This window comes from Pedobacter sp. 22163, assembly GCF_052045595.1.
Classification (GTDB): domain Bacteria; phylum Bacteroidota; class Bacteroidia; order Sphingobacteriales; family Sphingobacteriaceae; genus Pedobacter.
The window spans coordinates 158761-176050 of the sequence record NZ_JBQEPM010000009.1 but is presented as its reverse complement, the minus strand read 5'-3'; the positions used below and the strand labels follow the sequence as shown (position 1 = coordinate 176050).

At 36.6% G+C, this 17290-nt stretch carries 12 protein-coding genes; 4 read left to right on the top strand and 8 right to left on the bottom strand.

Annotation, left to right across the window (positions count from 1 at the left end; genetic code table 11):
- The first annotated feature begins 55 nt into the window (after positions 1 to 55).
- Positions 56 to 1192, top strand: coding sequence for an NAD(P)/FAD-dependent oxidoreductase (locus ACTJKN_RS21855; RefSeq protein WP_440827836.1), 1137 nt, complete (start codon positions 56 to 58; stop codon positions 1190 to 1192).
- Positions 1193 to 1340: 148 nt separating this feature from the next.
- Here ACTJKN_RS21855 and purU read toward each other — a convergent pair whose 3' ends face one another.
- Positions 1341 to 2180 carry a formyltetrahydrofolate deformylase gene (purU, locus tag ACTJKN_RS21850; protein ID WP_440827835.1) on the bottom strand — a complete coding sequence of 280 codons (840 nt, stop codon included), beginning with the start codon at positions 2178 to 2180 and terminating at the stop codon, positions 1341 to 1343.
- 118 nt (positions 2181 to 2298) lie between these two features.
- On the opposite strand from purU, the gene ACTJKN_RS21845 reads away from it, so the two are divergent.
- Entirely contained in the window at positions 2299 to 3675 is a 1377-nt protein-coding gene (locus ACTJKN_RS21845; RefSeq protein ID WP_440827834.1) for a DNA recombination protein RmuC, read from the top strand.
- A gap of 411 nt (positions 3676 to 4086) precedes the next feature.
- Here the strand turns inward: ACTJKN_RS21845 and thiL are convergent, their stop codons facing one another.
- From thiL to nadA, 3 genes are all read right to left on the bottom strand, one after another.
- Entirely contained in the window at positions 4087 to 5127 is a 1041-nt protein-coding gene (thiL, locus tag ACTJKN_RS21840; protein ID WP_440827833.1) for a thiamine-phosphate kinase, read from the bottom strand.
- Between the two features lie 121 nt (positions 5128 to 5248).
- A complete protein-coding gene (locus tag ACTJKN_RS21835) occupies positions 5249 to 6487 on the bottom strand; it encodes a dicarboxylate/amino acid:cation symporter (protein ID WP_440827832.1) in 1239 nt (412 codons plus the stop codon).
- Between the two features lie 75 nt (positions 6488 to 6562).
- Positions 6563 to 7561 (bottom strand): quinolinate synthase NadA, encoded by a 999-nt coding sequence (gene nadA, locus ACTJKN_RS21830; RefSeq protein WP_440827831.1) that lies wholly within the window; start codon positions 7559 to 7561, stop codon positions 6563 to 6565.
- A gap of 450 nt (positions 7562 to 8011) precedes the next feature.
- Between nadA and nadB the strand changes: the two genes are divergently transcribed.
- Together nadB and ACTJKN_RS21820 are read left to right on the top strand one after the other, a co-directional pair.
- On the top strand, positions 8012 to 9598 hold the full coding sequence (gene nadB / locus ACTJKN_RS21825) for an L-aspartate oxidase (protein ID WP_440827830.1): 1587 nt from the start codon (positions 8012 to 8014) through the stop codon (positions 9596 to 9598).
- Between the two features lie 63 nt (positions 9599 to 9661).
- Positions 9662 to 10174, top strand: a complete 513-nt coding sequence (locus ACTJKN_RS21820; RefSeq protein WP_440827829.1) for a gamma carbonic anhydrase family protein — start codon at positions 9662 to 9664, stop codon at positions 10172 to 10174.
- 93 nt (positions 10175 to 10267) lie between these two features.
- On the opposite strand, the gene ACTJKN_RS21815 is transcribed toward ACTJKN_RS21820, so the two are convergent.
- From ACTJKN_RS21815 to ybeY, 4 genes are all read right to left on the bottom strand, one after another.
- Positions 10268 to 11908: an Ig-like domain-containing protein gene (locus ACTJKN_RS21815; RefSeq protein WP_440827828.1), complete on the bottom strand. Its 1641-nt coding sequence runs from the start codon at positions 11906 to 11908 to the stop codon at positions 10268 to 10270.
- Positions 11909 to 12029: 121 nt separating this feature from the next.
- A complete protein-coding gene (gene mnmG, locus ACTJKN_RS21810; RefSeq protein ID WP_440827827.1) occupies positions 12030 to 13892 on the bottom strand; it encodes a tRNA uridine-5-carboxymethylaminomethyl(34) synthesis enzyme MnmG in 1863 nt (620 codons plus the stop codon).
- Positions 13893 to 14038: 146 nt separating this feature from the next.
- Positions 14039 to 15901, bottom strand: a complete 1863-nt coding sequence (locus tag ACTJKN_RS21805; protein WP_440827826.1) for an ABC-F family ATP-binding cassette domain-containing protein — start codon at positions 15899 to 15901, stop codon at positions 14039 to 14041.
- 688 nt (positions 15902 to 16589) lie between these two features.
- Positions 16590 to 17027, bottom strand: coding sequence for an rRNA maturation RNase YbeY (ybeY, locus tag ACTJKN_RS21800; protein WP_440827825.1), 438 nt, complete (start codon positions 17025 to 17027; stop codon positions 16590 to 16592).
- Positions 17028 to 17290 lie beyond the last annotated feature (263 nt).

Here is a 17290-nt window from a genome sequence, read left to right as displayed (position 1 = left end):
ATATCAAAAAGCGTTCCCATATTATTTAAGCGTTAAAAAATGGTACATTTATACTATGCCAACAGCGTTTTCATATTGGGAGAAGGAGTCGTTTTTTACTTACGATATCATTATTATCGGTAGTGGAATTGTGGGTTTAAATGCTGCTATCCAACTTAAAAAAACTGCTCCGGCTTTAAAAATTGCCATACTTGAAAAGGGCTTTTTACCAACAGGCGCCAGCACCAAAAATGCGGGTTTTGCATGCTTTGGTAGCATTTCTGAACTCATTGAGCAAGAAGAATGTGCTGGCTTAAATGGCCTGGCACTCCTTATAGAAAAACGCTGGAAGGGCCTGCTTAAACTGCGCAATTTATTAAGCGATAAAACCATTGATTACCAATGTTTAGGAGGATACGAATTATTTAAAAATGATGACATTTTTTTGGCCGACACATGTGTATCCAAAATTGAACATTATAACCGTATCATTAACGATATTGTTGGTGCCAATGCTTTTGCAATTGCCGATAAGAAGATTAGCACATTTGGCTTTGAAGGAGTCAGCACTTTAATCGAAAACCGCTACGAAGCGCAGATTGATAGTGGTAAAATGATGTTTGCTTTAATTCAATATGCGCAAAAACTAGGTATTAGCCTATTTAATAATTGTGCGGTAGACCAGATCAAGGAAGAAAACAAGGCTATTCAATTGGTGAGCAAAAATGGAAGCTTTTTCTGTAAACGGTTAATTGTAACCACCAATGCTTTTGTAAAAGACCTATTGCCCGATATTGATATTAGTCCCGGCCGTGGACAGGTTTTAATTACCAAACCCATTAAAGAACTAAAAATAGCAGGTACCTTCCACTACGATAAAGGTTATTATTATTTCAGAAATATAAACAATAGAGTTTTATTGGGCGGTGGCAGAAATATCGATTTTAAAGCCGAAGAAACCACCGAATTTGGCCAAACTGAGGCAGTTCAGCTAGCGTTGGAAGATTTATTAAAAAATGTAATTCTCCCTAAAGTTAATTATGAAATCGATTATCGGTGGAGCGGAATTATGGCTTTCGGAAAAATTCCTGAACCACTTATAGAAGAGGTTAAGCCAAATATCTTTTGCGCCACCAGGTGTAACGGCATGGGCATAGCAATTGGTGCGCAAACAGGAGAAGATGTGGCGAATCTGCTGATGAAAAGCTTATAGCTTTTTTTTACCACAAAGAACACCTGGAAAAAAACACAGCGCACGCTGAGTTGGTTTTAATTTACCGTTACATTTCTGTTTTTAAAGATCCTTTATTACATTCAGGATGACAGCCATATCAATCAATCGCCAAACGCTAACCGCTTATCTACTTAAACACAATCGTCTTATTTCCACTTACAAAAACCCGATCTTCAAAAATAAGTTCTAAAGCTTCTAACAACACCTTTTTTTCTATTTCTTTTCCTGCCCGAACCATTTCTTTTACACCGAAATTATGATCTACGTGGTTAGTATGTTGCGTAATAATCGGGCCTTCATCCAGGTTATCGGTAACAAAATGGGCGGTAGCACCAATAATTTTTACACCGCGTTCAAAAGCCTGGCGATAAGGGTTGGCACCTATAAAAGCTGGTAAAAAGGAATGATGGATATTAATGATTTTACCTGCATAATCTTTAACAAAATCAGCTGAAAGGATTCGCATAAATTTAGCCAGCACCAAATAATCTACCTCAAACCGGTTGATAATAGCTTTAACTTCAGCCTCAAATTCACTTTTATCTTTATTGGAATGATCGACATAAAAATAAGGAATGCCCAATTTTTCGGTAAAATCTCTCAGGCTTTCATAATTGCCAATCACACATTGTACATTGGCCCCTAAAGTTTTGAATTGGTTTTTAATCAGTATTTCTGCCAGGCAATGATACTCCTTGGTTACCAAAACTGCAATCTGTTTTTCCTGTTGGGTAACTAAATTTACCTCAGCTGCATTTGGTAGGTTTTCTAAAAGTTTTTCCTTTAATTTTTCTGCATCCTCCAGGTTTCCGGTACAGGCAATACGGGTAAAAAATGATTTATTGGCTTCGTCTACAAACTCCCGCATGGCGATAATATTCAAGTGGTGTGCAGCCAGCACGCGGGTAATATTTGTAACTAAACCAACTTGATCGGGGCAGGATATGAGGACTGTTAATGCGTTCATTTATAAAATACTAATATCCAATTATAGAAATTTTTTTCCATTATTTTCCGTTCACAATAACTAAAATTTTTTGGTATATCTATTTTAAATCTTCATTTTTGCTAAAATTTTTATCATTATGGAGATTGCGGGTATTGCTTTACTAATCGTTATTTTAATAGTCCTGGTTATTTTATTATTGAAGAAACCACAGGCAGCTCTTTCTATTATTTCGGTGGAAGACTTCGAAAGAACAAAAAGTGAAAATGAATTATTAAAAATAAGTCTGGCCAAAGCTGACGAACGTGTTTCTAATTTATCTACCGAAAAAGAGCACATTACTGCATTACTTAAACAAGAACAGCAACGCCTAATTGATGAATTGCAGGCGGAGCGCGACCGGCTTGCCGATGCCAACCGTGAACTGGAAGGTACCAGGTCTTTTTACTTAGCCGAAAAAGAAAAACTTGCCGAACAGAAGCTAAGTTTTGAGCAGTCGCAAGAAAAATTAAACAAAGATTTTGAACTAATTGCCAATAAAATACTGGAGGAAAAATCGAGCAAATTTATTGAGCAGAACCGAACTAATTTGGATATCATCTTAAATCCTTTAAAAGAAAATATTAAAGCTTTTGAAGATAAAGTAGAAAAGGTTTACAAAGCCGAATCGGATGAAAGAAATACACTGAAAGGTGTAATTTCACTGTTAATGGATCAAAGTAAACAGATTCAGGAAGATGCCAATAATTTAACTAAAGCTTTAAAAGGCGATAGTAAAAAGCAAGGAAATTGGGGGGAAGTGATTTTGGAAAAGGTTTTGGAACGCTCGGGTTTAGTACGCGATCAGGAATACCGTATTCAAGCGTCACATATATCCGCCGAAGGCGGTCGTTACCAGCCCGATGTCGTGATTGACCTGCCAGACAACAAACATCTTGTAGTCGATGCTAAGGTATCTCTGGTTGCTTATGAGCGTTCGGTATCAGCTGAGAGCGATGAAGAGCGTGAAGGTTATGTAAAACAGCATTTAGCCTCTATTAAAAACCACATCCAGGAATTATCTGCCAAAAATTACCAGGATTTATATAAAATAAACTCTCCGGATTTTGTTTTGTTATTTGTACCGATCGAATCTTCTTTCAGCATTGCGGTGCAAAAAGATGCTGAACTTTTCAATTTTGCCTGGGATAGAAGGGTAGTGATTGTAAGTCCATCAACACTTTTGGCAACTTTACGCACCATAGCCAGCATGTGGAAACAGGAACGCCAAAACCGGAATGTAATGGAAATTGCCCGTTTAAGTGGCGGTATGTACGATAAGTTTGTAGGCTTTATTTCGGATATGGAAAATATTGGTAAACACATCAAAAATGGCCAGGATGCCTACGATAAAGCCATTAATAAATTGTCAGTGGGTTCGGGAAATTTAACCAATACTTCAGAAAAGATTAAAAAATTGGGAGCAAAAACCACCAAACAGATTGATACGAAGTATTTAGATCTTAACGAAGATTAGAATATTTACCCTTTATCAGTGAGTAGAGTAGTTATTTAAACTTAGAGCCGTCACCCTGACCTGTAGCGTAGCGGAAAGCTACGGAGTAAACCGAGCCTTAAGCGAGCTCACCGAAGGTAATTTATTTCAGGGTCTATCTTGCAGAAAAGATGCTGATCCCGAATATTTGGGACAGCATGACGATCGCGTTATACAAAAGAGCTAAAAAATAATTTGCAAAATAAAGACTCATTTGCAAAAATAGTCATTGCTAAAGAAATTTATATTTTCCTAGCAATATCGACTACAAAGTAAAATCGTCATCTCGACTGAAACGCAGTGGAATGGAGAGATCTGCCTATTAAGATTTAGCTTCGCTGAGCCTTCGGGTTCTCGACTTCGTTGCACTCCGCTCGAAATGACGACCTATTTTTACTTATTAAAAGCATTCCAGCCTTGAGCCTTCAGTTCATGTACTTTTTCTGATTTAGAAACCATTTTACAACCTGAGTTTTTATCTGTAACATGTCCAATCACAGTAATATCTACATCATGTTTCAGTTTTTTATAATCATCCTGACTAATGGTAAACAACAATTCATAATCTTCGCCACCACTTAACGCACAAACCGTTGGATCCAAACCTAACTCACGCGCGGTTTCATATGTCATTGGATCTAAAGGTATTTTCTCTTCGTAAATGGTTATTCCTTTATCTGATTGTTCCGCCAAATGCAAAATTTCGGAAGCTAAACCATCCGAAACATCAATCATAGAGGTTGGCTTAATATTCATTTCATCTAAAAGTGCAATAATATCCATCCTTGCTTCTGGTTTCAATTGTCTTTCGATGATATAATCCTTACCTTCTAAATCTGGTTGGATCTGTGGATTTTCCAGGTAGATTAATTTCTCTCTTTCTAAAATTTGCAAGCCTAAATAAGCGCCACCCAAATCGCCTGAAACACACAATAAATCATGTTCTTGAGCGCCATTTCGGTACACTACTTTATCAGCATCGGCATAACCAATACTGGTAATACTAATTACCAGGCCTTGCTTGCTTGATGAAGTATCTCCGCCAATTAAATCAATGTTATATTTGTTGCAAGCCAGTTCGATTCCCTTATAAATTTCTTCAACAGCCTCTAAAGGAAATTTGCTCGACAAACCCAGTGAAACTGTAATCTGACTTGCTTTTCCATTCATGGCATAAATATCACTCAGATTTACCTGAACAGCCTTGTAACCCAAGTGCATTAAAGGCACATAAGCCAAATCGAAATGAATTCCTTCCAACAATAAATCAGTCGAAATTAAGGTCTGTTTTCCTTTGGCATCTAAAACAGCAGCGTCATCGCCAACACCTTTTACCGAATAATCGTTTTTAATTTTAAAATTAGTGGTTAGGTGTTTAATCAACCCAAATTCGCCTAATTCATTAATATCTGTACGCTCTTTATTTTCAAACATATGCAATAGTTAGGGGCGAAGCCCCCGATTTTATTTTTTAAAATTAATTGCCATTCTGAGCGTAGCGAAGAATCTTTAACTGCACTAGCTAGTGTTTCATCGCTTGCAGATCCTTCCTGCGTCAGGATGACAAATCCTTATTTTCCATCCAATTCTTACCCTCAGTAAACCGGGCAATTAACATGGCCGCAACATTATCACCAGTAGCATTTAATAAAGTAGCCATCGGATCAACTAAAGTTCCTATAATCATGGCTGGTGGTAGCGCCTCTGGTGGTAATTGGTAAGCCGAAATCATTAATAACTCGCCAATATAACCGCCATTTGGTATTCCACCTTCTACAATACTCACTAAAACAGTAATACCCAGTGCCAAAATAATGGTATCAACATGTACTAAATCTTTACCAAAAATGGCAAAAACAACAGCAATTTTAACGATAGAACTGATACTCGAACCGTCTTTATGCAAGGTTGAACCTAATGGAATCGTCACATTGGTAATGTAATCTGGTACCCCCATTTTTCGCGCACCATCTAAATTTGCCGGAATAGTGGCAATACTGCTACAGGTTCCGATTGAAGTTAAAGACGGCACAATATTATTTTTCCAAAACACTTTTATTGCTTTAAATCCACCTGCAACAAAGGCATATAAGGTGAAAAAAACGATAAAATAAAATGCTCCCACACCATAGTATAAACCTAAAGCTTTTGCATAGGTTCCAAAAAGCTGTGGACCAAAAACTCCAACCTGATAGGCAAAATAAGCGCCCAAACCAATCGGTCCTAATTTCATAATCAAAATGATGAGTTTTTTCATCACTTCATTACCCGATACCAAGAAGTTTTTAAATCCATCGCCCTCTTTCCCAGAATATAACGTAGAAAAACCAACCAGTACTGAAAAAATAATCAATGCAAGCATGTTTTTTCTACTTCCGATCTCGAAAAATTCTCCTACGGTTAAAAGTTGGGTCATTTGTTCACCAAACGACTGTATTTTCTCAGGTTCAGTTGGTAAAGGCGTATTTCCTAATTGCTGGTGGATAGGAAAAATCCATGTAGCAACCAAGGTTAATACCGCAGAAATGAGTATGGTAGAAAGAAAAACCAAAACCATAATGGTTAATAATCTTCCCAATTTTTTTGTCCGATCTATATTCGCAATTGCTGAGGAAACTGCAAAAAATACCAATGGAATAACAGCTGTAAACAACAGGTTTAAAAATATATCGCCTAATGGTTTTATACTTTCAACACTTTTCCCAAAAATTAAGCCCACAATACTTCCAACAGTTATTCCTGCCAAAAGCCATAATAAGCCTGAGTAATTTTTAAGGATGTTGTTTTTTTCCATAAATGTTAAATTAGACATCCGAAGTTTTGCTGGCCATAAGCCCTTGTAAACTTCGGATGTCTTTTACACTATCTTTTACAAGCCCAATTCTGCAGAAATATCAAGCATGCGCTGTATCGGTTTACGGGCAAGTTCTATAATATGCTCAGGAACAGTCACCTCAGGCAAGCCATTTTTAATACATAAATATAGTTTTTCTAAAGTATTTCTTTTCATGTATGGGCAATCGTTACAAGCACAGCTATTATTCGGTGGCGCCGGAATAAATGTTTTTGTTGGATTTGCCTTTTCCATCTGGTGGATAATTCCACTTTCGGTAGCTACAATAAATTCGGTAGCTGGATTGGTAATGGTATATTTTAGAAGTCCTGTTGTTGAACCAATATAATCGGCCATTTTCAAAACCACTTCTTCACATTCCGGATGCGCAATAAATTTAGCGTTCGGATGGCGTTCTTTTAGTTTTGTAATTTTCTCCTGCGAAAAAATTTCATGTACCATACAGGCACCATTCCACAATACCAGATCCCGTCCTGTTTTCTTTGCTACATAAGCACCTAAATTTCTATCGGGACCGAAGATTATTTTTTGGTCTTTAGGTAAACTCTCTACAATTTGAACGGCATTCGTACTGGTACAAACAATGTCACTTAAAGCTTTTAATTCGGCTGTGCAGTTTACATAAGTGATGACCAGGTGATCTGGATATTTTTCTTTAAACTTTCTAAACAGGTGGGGCGGACAACTATCTGCTAATGAACATCCTGCTTTTACATCTGGTAATAAAACGGTTTTATTTGGCGATAAAATCTTTGCTGTTTCAGCCATAAAATGCACACCAGCAAACACAATTATATCAGCATCTGTTTTTGCAGCTTCTTGCGACAGGCCTAAACTATCACCAATATAATCTGCAATATCCTGAATGTCAGGTTCTTGATAATAATGTGCAAGAATAATGGCATTCTTTTCCTTTTTTAATTTCTCAATCTCGGCAAAAAGATCGAGTGTAGGATCAATTTCTTCTTCTGCGAAACCTTTTTTATTGATTTCTTCTAAGACATCTATGTTCATTTTAAAATTTTCCTTTTTTGAATTTTGACGTTGGCCAAAGATAAAGCTTTCAACGTCTCAATAATTAATAAGTATTTTTAAATAAATAAATCTTGTTTGTTTATTAGTGTGTTAGTATTGTTGACAAGTTTCGAAAAAAAGTTCTTTTATATAAGTTGTTAATCGTTTACTAACATTTAGATTACATTTCTCTAATATCATGAGTTTGATTTTCAGCACTATCGAAAAGTCGTTCAATTTTTATCAATACCCGAATGTTAATTGTTTATAAGTGGGTAAAAAGTTAATTACTTGTACAAAGGTGCTTAAAAATTACTTAAAAGATTGTGGCAAATTGTCTTTTTAGAGTAGCTTTAAACATTCAAATTTATTTGTTAGGATAATTTAGACACAGAGTTAACATTTATCAACTAGTTGTTAACATCGTGGATAAAGTAAATGTTTTTATTAATGAGGAAAGTAGATTTTCTGGTAATTGGTTCAGGTATAGCGGGTTTGAGTTTTGCACTTAAAGCAGCAAAGTTTGGTAAGGTTTTAATTGTTACTAAGTCGAACGAAGACGAATCGAATACAAAATACGCTCAGGGCGGTGTTGCAGTTGTGGTAGATAAAGGTGATTCTTTTGAAAAACATATCGATGATACTTTGATTGCCGGCGATGGATTATGTGATGAAAAAATTGTGGAAATCGTTGTAAAAGAGGGGCCTCAGCGTATTCAGGAGATCATTGATTATGGTATAAATTTCGATAAGGATAACTCCGGTTTCTATGATTTAGCCAAGGAGGGAGGACACTCTGAACACCGTGTTTTGCACTACAAAGACATCACCGGATACGAGATTGAGCGGGTATTGCTGAATGAAATTCATGAGAATAACAACATTGAGATATTAACACATTACTTCGCACTAGAGTTAATTACCCAGCATCACCTGGGTGAGTTTGTGGATAAACGTACCGAAGATATTAACTGTTATGGTGTATATGCCTTTAACACAGAGCTTAACGATGTGGAAAAGATTGTGGCAAGTGTGACCGTAATGGCTTCGGGTGGTGCCGGACACGTGTATTCGGCCACCACAAATCCGGTTATTGCAACGGGCGATGGTATGGCAATGGTTTACCGTGCAAAAGGAAAAGTGAGGAATATGGAGTTTATTCAGTTCCATCCAACTGCTTTGTATCATCCAGGAGAGTACCCGTCGTTCTTAATATCGGAAGCTGTTAGGGGTTTTGGTGGTGTGTTAAGACGGAAGAATGGTGAGGAATTTATGCATGAATATGATGAGCGTAAATCGTTGGCACCACGTGATATAGTAGCCCGTGCGGTAGATAATGAAATGAAGAAATCAGGCGATGACTTTGTTTACCTGGATATTACCATGCGCAAGAAAGCTGATATTCTGAAACACTTTCCTAATATATATGCTAAATGTTTGTCAATAGGGATAGATATGACGAAAGATTATATACCTGTTACACCAGCATCTCATTATATGTGTGGTGGTATCCTTGTTGATGAATATGGCCGCTCTTCAATTAAAAATTTATATGCCTGTGGAGAATGTTCTTCTACAGGTTTACATGGCGCTAACCGTTTGGCATCCAATTCCTTATTAGAAGCTACAGTTTTTGCACACCGTATTTACCAGGATGCTATCGAGAACTTTAAAAATAATATTATTCCAGATCACATTCCCGAATGGGATTCGAAGGGCGTTACCCAAAGTAATGAGGATGTATTGGTAACACATAACCTTAGGGAGCTACAGAAAGTTATGGGTGATTATGTGGGCATTGTCCGTTCTGATTTCCGTTTGGAAAGAGCACACCGTCGTTTATTTTTAATTTACCAGGAAACAGAAGAATTTTATAAAAAGAATAAGGTTTCAGTTAAACTTTGCGAATTGCGTAATGTAATTCAAACGGCTTATCTGGTGATCAAGTCTGCCATGCAACGCAAAGAGAGCAGGGGATTACATTATACTACTGATTATCCTGAACATGCGAAGGAATTGGTAGATACTGTTTTTTAACCCCTAAATCCCCTCAAGGGGACTTAACCAATCGTCCATTATCCATCAACCATATACATTAAAATGCCTTTAATACTACCCGTAAAAGATAAATATCCTGAAATTGGAAAAGACAATTTTATTGCAGAGAATGCCACTATAGTTGGCGATGTTATTATTGGTGATAAATGTTCAGTATGGTTTAATGCTGTAATCAGAGGCGATGTAAACGCCATTACAATCGGAAATGAATCAAACATACAAGATGGTGCAGTAATTCATGCAACGTACTTAAAAGCTTCTACACACATTGGTAATAGAGTATCTGTAGGGCACAATGCCATAGTACATGGGTGTACGGTCCAGGATAATGTTTTAATCGGCATGGGTGCCATTGTAATGGATCATGCTGTTATAGAAGAATATTGTATTATTGCAGCTGGATCTGTAGTACTGGAAAACACCATTTGTGAAACGGGTTATCTATATGCTGGCACACCTGCAAAAAAAATAAAGCCCATTACTGATGAGCAACGGGTTTTATTGAATAAATTACCTGATAATTATATCATGTATTCGGGCTGGTTTATTAGTTAGGTTCGTCATTTCGACTGGAGCGAAGCGAAATGGAGAAATCTTTCTCGAGATAGATCTCTCCGTTCCACTGCATTACAGTCGAGATGATGATTTCTACGGTGTTGGCGGAGGGATAACCAATGGATCTTCACGTTCCCAGTTCGGTTTTAAATCCATTAAAGCCTTTAAATACCAAACTTTTTCGGGTTGATATCCCTCTTTAACATTTCCTGTATCCCAGATTCCATTTTTATTATCATCGTAAATTACCCGGAGCATATATTTGCCTGCCGGATATTTAGAAAAAGTAATTTTCGAATTTTTGCTGACCGGGAAAGATTTTATGACATCCTTTTTTTCACTTAGAAACTGTACGACATATCTTTTCGAGGTGTCTGGAACGGTTACATTTAATACCAGGGTAGTATATGCATCTGGGCTTTCGAGCGAAAAGCGTTTGGTTACATCTTTATTTTTAGCATTAAATATAGCTGTAAATGCACCTGCAGCTAATTTTAAATCATAAGTCCTTTTATTTTTCCAGGGATATTTAATGTAATATTTAAGAAAATCTACACTGTCTTTTACCACCTCAAAAGTTGTCCTTTTTACTGAGTCTTCTAAAAGGGTGATTTTAGATGGATCTGCAGCAGCCATTGGAAAAGGAAAGGTTAGGGTTAACTGTTGGAAAGGGTTTAACTTACCGCCTAATAGGTTATCTGAAATAGCAAGCTCGCGTGTATAGGTGTCTTTTTTACCCCTGGTAAAATTTAAGGTCTGTAAAACTTTACCTTGATCTTGTATGGCAACTTTAACCGAATCGAAACTCAAATCCTTTAACCATATTTTCGCAGTATCATTATTTTTAGAAAAATGGACAAACTTACCCACGTCAACAGCTGGTGGATCTGTAATCGTTATTTTAGGGCTTTTAAGCTGCTGGTTAAAGATGATTGATATACTGCCATCGTTATTTAGTTTTCGGTCTAATACGCGGAATTCTGGTGCCAATTCTTTAAATATCTGCAGATCTATGTTCTCTATATTTTTATCTATTACAATAGGTTCTTTCACAAATCCAACTTCGTCAGAAATCTGCTGGTATATTTTATCTCCACCTCCGCTACTTTCTTTAACTGCATATACTTTATAGGTACCTTTTCTTAGGTTATTCAATTTGTAGGTTCCTGCGCTATCAGTAGTGGTATATATTGATGGACGTTTTTTTCCAAAAATGGTATCTCTTTCTAAAGGCAGAATAAATACGGTAACTTCTTTCTCAGGTTCGTCGGTTAGCGAATTGATTACTTTACCGCTTAATGATAACGAATCTATTTCCGGGCCGGTAGAAAAAACATAAGATAAATTTTTAACTACGTTTCCTTCATTAACATCGGCTACAGATTTTCCAAAATTTAAAGTGTAGGTTGTATTTTTTTCTAAAGAATCTTTGAGAATAATTTCTAATCTTTTTTGCCGCTTTTTTAACTCCGGAGTTTTTTCCTGATCGGGTGAAATAGAAAATTCTTTAAACTCATCTTTAAGATTAAAATATTCATCAAACTCGATCACAATTTTTTTAGCATTAAAATTCCTCGTTTGATTTTTTGGAGTCATGCTTAAAACTTTTGGTGGCTTCGTATCTTTTGGCCCACCTTGTGGTGTTTGGATACTTGCACAACCAAAAAATAGGAGCAAGGTTGTTGCAACCGCTAAATTTTTAAGGTTAAAATACTGAGCTTTTAAATTTGGCATATTTTAAACGTTCTGACGAATTTTTATACTTTTTGGAACCGTAACATTAAAAAATCTTTTTTTTAGCTTATATCGCTTTATTTTAAGTCTGTTTTAAAATAGTTAAAGTATTGATTATCAATTACTTATTAATATAGACCATTAAAACTGATATGTCTGAAGGAGAAACACCCGAAATTCGTGATGCCTGACCTAAAGTACGTGGTTTAATCTTAAATAATTTTTCTCTGGCCTCTTTTGAAATGGAAACAATTTTATTGTAATCGAAATCTGGTTTAATTTCTTTGTCTTCCATCTTCAGCATTTTAGCTACAATTTCATTTTCCTTTTCAAAATAACTTTCATATTTAATTTTGATTTCGGCCTGCTCAATCGTTTCATTGTCTAAATCTTTTGTAGCCTCAGCAAGCGCTTTGCTTACTTTAATCAGATCGGGTAAACCAACATGAGGCCTACCAACCAAACTGTGTATTTTTACATTTTGATTTAAGACACTCGATCCTAAACTTTCGAGCATTGGATTTGCATCGCTCATTTCAATACCCTGGTTTCTGGTGAACTTAACCAAAGCGTCAGCGTTTGCAATTTTCTGATTTACCTTTTCTAAACGCTCGTCAGAAATTAAACCCAGCTCATGCCCGATAGGAGATAAGCGGATATCGGCATTATCTTGTCTCAATAACAAACGATGTTCGGCTCTCGATGTAAACATACGATAAGGTTCTTCCGTTCCTTTTGTTACCAGGTCATCAATTAAGACACCAATATAACTGTCAGATCTTTTCATGATCAGTTCATGTTTATCAGTGATTTTTTGGTGTGCATTTATACCAGCCATGAAACCCTGACAAGCTGCTTCTTCATATCCTGTAGTTCCATTTATCTGTCCGGCTAAAAATAAATTGCTGATCAATTTAGTTTCTAGTGTTAAAGATAACTGGGTAGGTGGGAAGAAATCGTATTCGATGGCATAACCTGGCCTGAACATTTTTGCCTGCTCAAAACCTGGAATTAATCTTAGGGCTTTAAATTGTACATCTTCCGGAAGTGAAGTAGAAAACCCGTTTACATAAATTTCGCAAGTATTCCATCCTTCAGGTTCAACAAAAATCTGATGTCTGTCGCGTTCTGCGAAACGGTTAATTTTATCTTCAATAGATGGACAATATCTCGGGCCTAAACCTTTAATTCTTCCAGTAAACATTGGTGATTTTTCGAAACCTTCCTTTAGCGTTTCATGAACATCTCCATTGGTATATGTGATCCAGCAACAACGTTGGTCAGTCGAAACTTCGGTATCCGTATATGAGAATTTACCTGGATTTTCGTCTCCCCATTGTTCTTCCATTTTGGTATAATCCAAACTTCTTCCGTCCACGCGTGGGGGAGTACCTGTTTTCATTCGGCCTGCTTCCATACCTAGTTCTACTAATTGCTCAGTAATTCCTGTTGATGCTCTTTCGGCAGTTCTACCTCCTCCAAATTTCTTTTCTCCGATGTGCATTATACCGTTTAAGAAAGTTCCATTGGTCAATACTACTGCTGTACTTTCTATCTCGATACCTAAAGATGTTTTAACACCGTATACCGTATTATTTTTAACCAATAGGCCGATAACACTGTCTTGCCAGATATCAAGATTAGGCGTTCTTTCTAATGCTAAACGCCATTCTTCTGCAAAGCGCATTCTATCAATTTGTGCTCTTGGACTCCACATAGCAGGGCCCTTTGATTTGTTGAGCATTCTGAATTGAATAGTCGATTTATCAGAAATAATTCCTGAGTAGCCACCCATCGCATCCACCTCGCGAACAATCTGTCCTTTAGCTACACCACCCATGGCAGGGTTACAACTCATTTGGGCAATGGTGCCCATGTTCATTGTTATTAATAAAACAGATGATCCTAAATTGGCAGCAGCAGCAGCAGCTTCACAACCTGCATGGCCAGCGCCAACAACAATCAAATCGTATTTTGAAAACATTTTATTTTATATTTCTGTAATGTTCCACGTGGAACATTTGGTTTTTATCCTAATATTACGTCGTGCTAAAAATAATTTCAGTACGGCGATTGTGTGATGTTCCACGTGAAACATAACGTGGAAAATATCTTTCAATTGTATTTTGGTTATTCTGAAAGTTCTAGCCAACGCATGGTTAATTCATCAAGCTTTGCCTGAAGCAATTCTATCTCATTGGAAACTTCCTGGATTTTTATATAGTCGGCCGCATCAATTTTAACTAAGCTTTCGTTAAGCGAAGCTATTTTATTCTCCGTTTCAGCAATACCTTTTTCACTATCTTCTAGTTCTTTTTGCTCTTTGAAACTTAATTTTTTTGCTGCTTTAACGGGTGCTTGTTCCACGGCAGGAGCAGGGGTTTTCTTTGTTTCTGCTTTTACTTTTGGTTGCTCTAAACTCAAACGGTATTCAGAATAATTGCCGTTATAAATTTTAACTACACCTTCACCTTCCATGATAAATAGTTGGTCGCTCATTTTATCAAGCAGGTATCTGTCGTGAGAAACCAACATTAATATGCCAGGGAAGTTCTCTAAAAATTCTTCGAGAACGTTCAGGGTATCGATGTCAAGATCGTTAGTCGGCTCATCCAAAATTAAAAAGTTTGGATTTTGCATCAACACTTTCATTAGGTTCAAACGTTTCTTTTCACCACCACTTAATTTCTCTACCATGCCATGTTGTTTCTTCGGCGGGAAGAGAAATAAGGTTAAGAGGGCAGAAGCCGTAATCACTGAACCGTCAGCCATCTTAATATATTCAGCATCCGATTTTACAATATCAATTACCCTTTCCTTTGGGTCGAAAGTTAAACCACCTTGTTTGTAATATCCAAAAACGGTTGTCTCCCCAGTATCAACGTTACCAGCATCTGGCTTTAATTGACTTGTTATGATATTTAGTAAAGTAGATTTACCCGTTCCATTTTTTCCTGCTAAGCCAATTCTGTCTCCTTTTTTAAAGGTATAGCTAAAATCGTTGATGATCGGACGTCCATCAAATGCTTTTTTAATGTGTTCTATCTCAATGATCTTCCCGCCTTGACGAGACATCTTCATTTGGAGGTTAATGCTCTGATTATCAGACTTTTTCTTCGATTTTTCTTCTAAATCGTAAAAAGCATTGATTCTGGCGTTAGATTTGGTTCCACGTGCCTGTGGCATGCGTCTCATCCACTCCAATTCTTTCTTTAATAGCTGTTGGTTCTTATGTAAAACCGTTGCGTCCAAAGCTTCTCTTTCGCTTTTCTTCTCTAAATAATAAGCGTAGTTTCCGTTATAGTTGAAAATCTTACCTCGATCTAATTCAACAATGGTGTTGCAAACATTATCCAAAAAGTACCTATCGTGGGTAACGAGTAAAATTGTTTTTTGTCCGGTAGTTAATAATTTCTCCAACCATTCAATGGTATCGATATCCAAATGGTTGGTTGGCTCATCAAGCACCAGAATTTCCGGATCTTCAATTAATAGTTTAGCCAGGGCCAAACGTTTCTTTTGTCCGCCAGATAGGGTAGCTATTTTCTGTTGAAGATGAGTAATGCCCATTCTGTTTAAAATGGTTTTAATCTCATGTTCATATTCCCAGGCATTGTGTTCGCTTAATTCTTCATATAAACGATTAAGCGTTTTTTCGTCTGGATTTGGGTTTTCAATTAATTCTTCATATTCCTTAATTAACTGTTGTTGTTTATTCTCCAGAGAGAATATGTGGTCGCTAATAGAAAAACCTTCAGTAAATTGTGGTTCCTGATCGAGAAAACCGATTTTAACAGCTTTATTTTTTACAATTTTACCTTCGAGCGGAGGGAACCTTTCTGCCAATAATTTCAAAAGTGTACTCTTACCCGCACCATTAATTCCAACCAACGCCACGCGCTGACCAGAGTTAATACCTAAGGTTAAATTTTTAAATAGCCATTCGTCATGATAACCATGACCTAAGCCTTCTGCCGCAATTAGTGTGCTCAATTTTTTTGTATTTCGGATTTATAAAGGAAAATTAGTGCAAAAGTAAGTATAAAATATTTGGAACGGCATAATCAAATTGTAAAGGGCTTCTGTATCAGCTAAAAATGGCAGAATATTGATGCATTGGGTTGTCTGTTCAGTGGTTCATTGGTAAATGGTCTCTATAAAAGAAAACAGCGGTCGACTCGCTCCACCGCTGCTTCAATCATTAACTAAAACTAAACTTTATCTTGATGTAATGCCCATTATATAAATTCTGGCACATTATGTAATTGTTGTTTTTGAATATAAGACTGTAGTTGATTAGAAATGTTGCAGAAGATCTGGATGTATTATACCAGTATCGCCTAATTGTCGACGAACGCCCGTAACTGTTAGACGAACGGGACCAAGGGCCAGAAGGTACTGCTAATCTGATTGAAAGAACTGGGCAAAAAACTTATCGAGAAATTAACAGTTAAGACGGGTTTAGTTCGGAGTTAGTTCGGACTTAAGACGGAGTTGTGACAATGTTATCCGAACAAAACCTGTTTAAACTCCGAGATTTATGCATTAAAAAATGCAAGTAATAGTTTACGTGAATGGAAGTTAAATATAAGGGCGTTGTTGTGGTCAGTTGGTTCTGCCATGCAAAATATAAAGGCTAGTAGATAACCTGAAAATGAATAAAATGTGCGGCTAAAGAAACTTAGATTAGGGCAACTTCTGCTCTATAGCTTAAATATTCATCTTCTTTCTGCGTCATGAGGCTTTTGGCGGCTTTTCCTTTGTCTTTATAACCCAGTAAATGGAGCGTACCATGGATCATAATGCGGCAAACCTCGTCAAATTCTCGTGTTTTGAAGGTTTTGGCGTTTTCTTTAACGCGCTCAATACTGATGAAAATATCGCTTACAATCTGTTTTTCTTCTTCTGAGTTATCGAAAGTAATGATATCGGTATAAGTATCATGGTTTAAATATTGTTGGTTGATACCCAAGAGGTAGTCGTCGCTACAGAAAATGAAATTAAGTTCCTGCAGTTTAAAGCCTTCCTTTTCAATCGTAGCTTTAATCCACTTCTTCACTTTAAGTTTCTGTGGAAGATTATAGCTAACTGATTCTGTGAAAAATGATATTGCAGGCATATTGTAGTTTTATGGCTGCAAATTTAAGAAATATTCTAATAGTTGCGCTAAACCTGATTCAGCACCTAATTAGATGTTTACTTTTTTTTGAACTTAAATTTAGGACTTCTTGCCGTGTGAAACCGAAAAAATTATGATTTCCTCTCCTATAATCTCGAATATTAGAACATATGGAAATTTATTAAGGACTAAATGACGATAGTTCTTTTTTAGTTTTTGATAAAAGAGCGGATTCTTCTCTAACTTGATATAACACCTGCTTA

What these genes read in the sequence shown, in the direction of transcription:
- ACTJKN_RS21855 (WP_440827836.1), top strand. Translation starts at nt 56, where the DNA reads ATGCCAACAGCGTTTTCATATTGGGAGAAGGAGTCGTTTTTTACTTAC.
- purU (WP_440827835.1), bottom strand. Translation starts at nt 2,180, where the DNA reads ATGAACGCATTAACAGTCCTCATATCCTGCCCCGATCAAGTTGGTTTA.
- ACTJKN_RS21845 (WP_440827834.1), top strand. Translation starts at nt 2,299, where the DNA reads ATGGAGATTGCGGGTATTGCTTTACTAATCGTTATTTTAATAGTCCTG.
- thiL (WP_440827833.1), bottom strand. Translation starts at nt 5,127, where the DNA reads ATGTTTGAAAATAAAGAGCGTACAGATATTAATGAATTAGGCGAATTT.
- ACTJKN_RS21835 (WP_440827832.1), bottom strand. Translation starts at nt 6,487, where the DNA reads ATGGAAAAAAACAACATCCTTAAAAATTACTCAGGCTTATTATGGCTT.
- nadA (WP_440827831.1), bottom strand. Translation starts at nt 7,561, where the DNA reads ATGAACATAGATGTCTTAGAAGAAATCAATAAAAAAGGTTTCGCAGAA.
- nadB (WP_440827830.1), top strand. Translation starts at nt 8,012, where the DNA reads ATGAGGAAAGTAGATTTTCTGGTAATTGGTTCAGGTATAGCGGGTTTG.
- ACTJKN_RS21820 (WP_440827829.1), top strand. Translation starts at nt 9,662, where the DNA reads ATGCCTTTAATACTACCCGTAAAAGATAAATATCCTGAAATTGGAAAA.
- ACTJKN_RS21815 (WP_440827828.1), bottom strand. Translation starts at nt 11,908, where the DNA reads ATGCCAAATTTAAAAGCTCAGTATTTTAACCTTAAAAATTTAGCGGTT.
- mnmG (WP_440827827.1), bottom strand. Translation starts at nt 13,892, where the DNA reads ATGTTTTCAAAATACGATTTGATTGTTGTTGGCGCTGGCCATGCAGGT.
- ybeY (WP_440827825.1), bottom strand. Translation starts at nt 17,027, where the DNA reads ATGCCTGCAATATCATTTTTCACAGAATCAGTTAGCTATAATCTTCCA.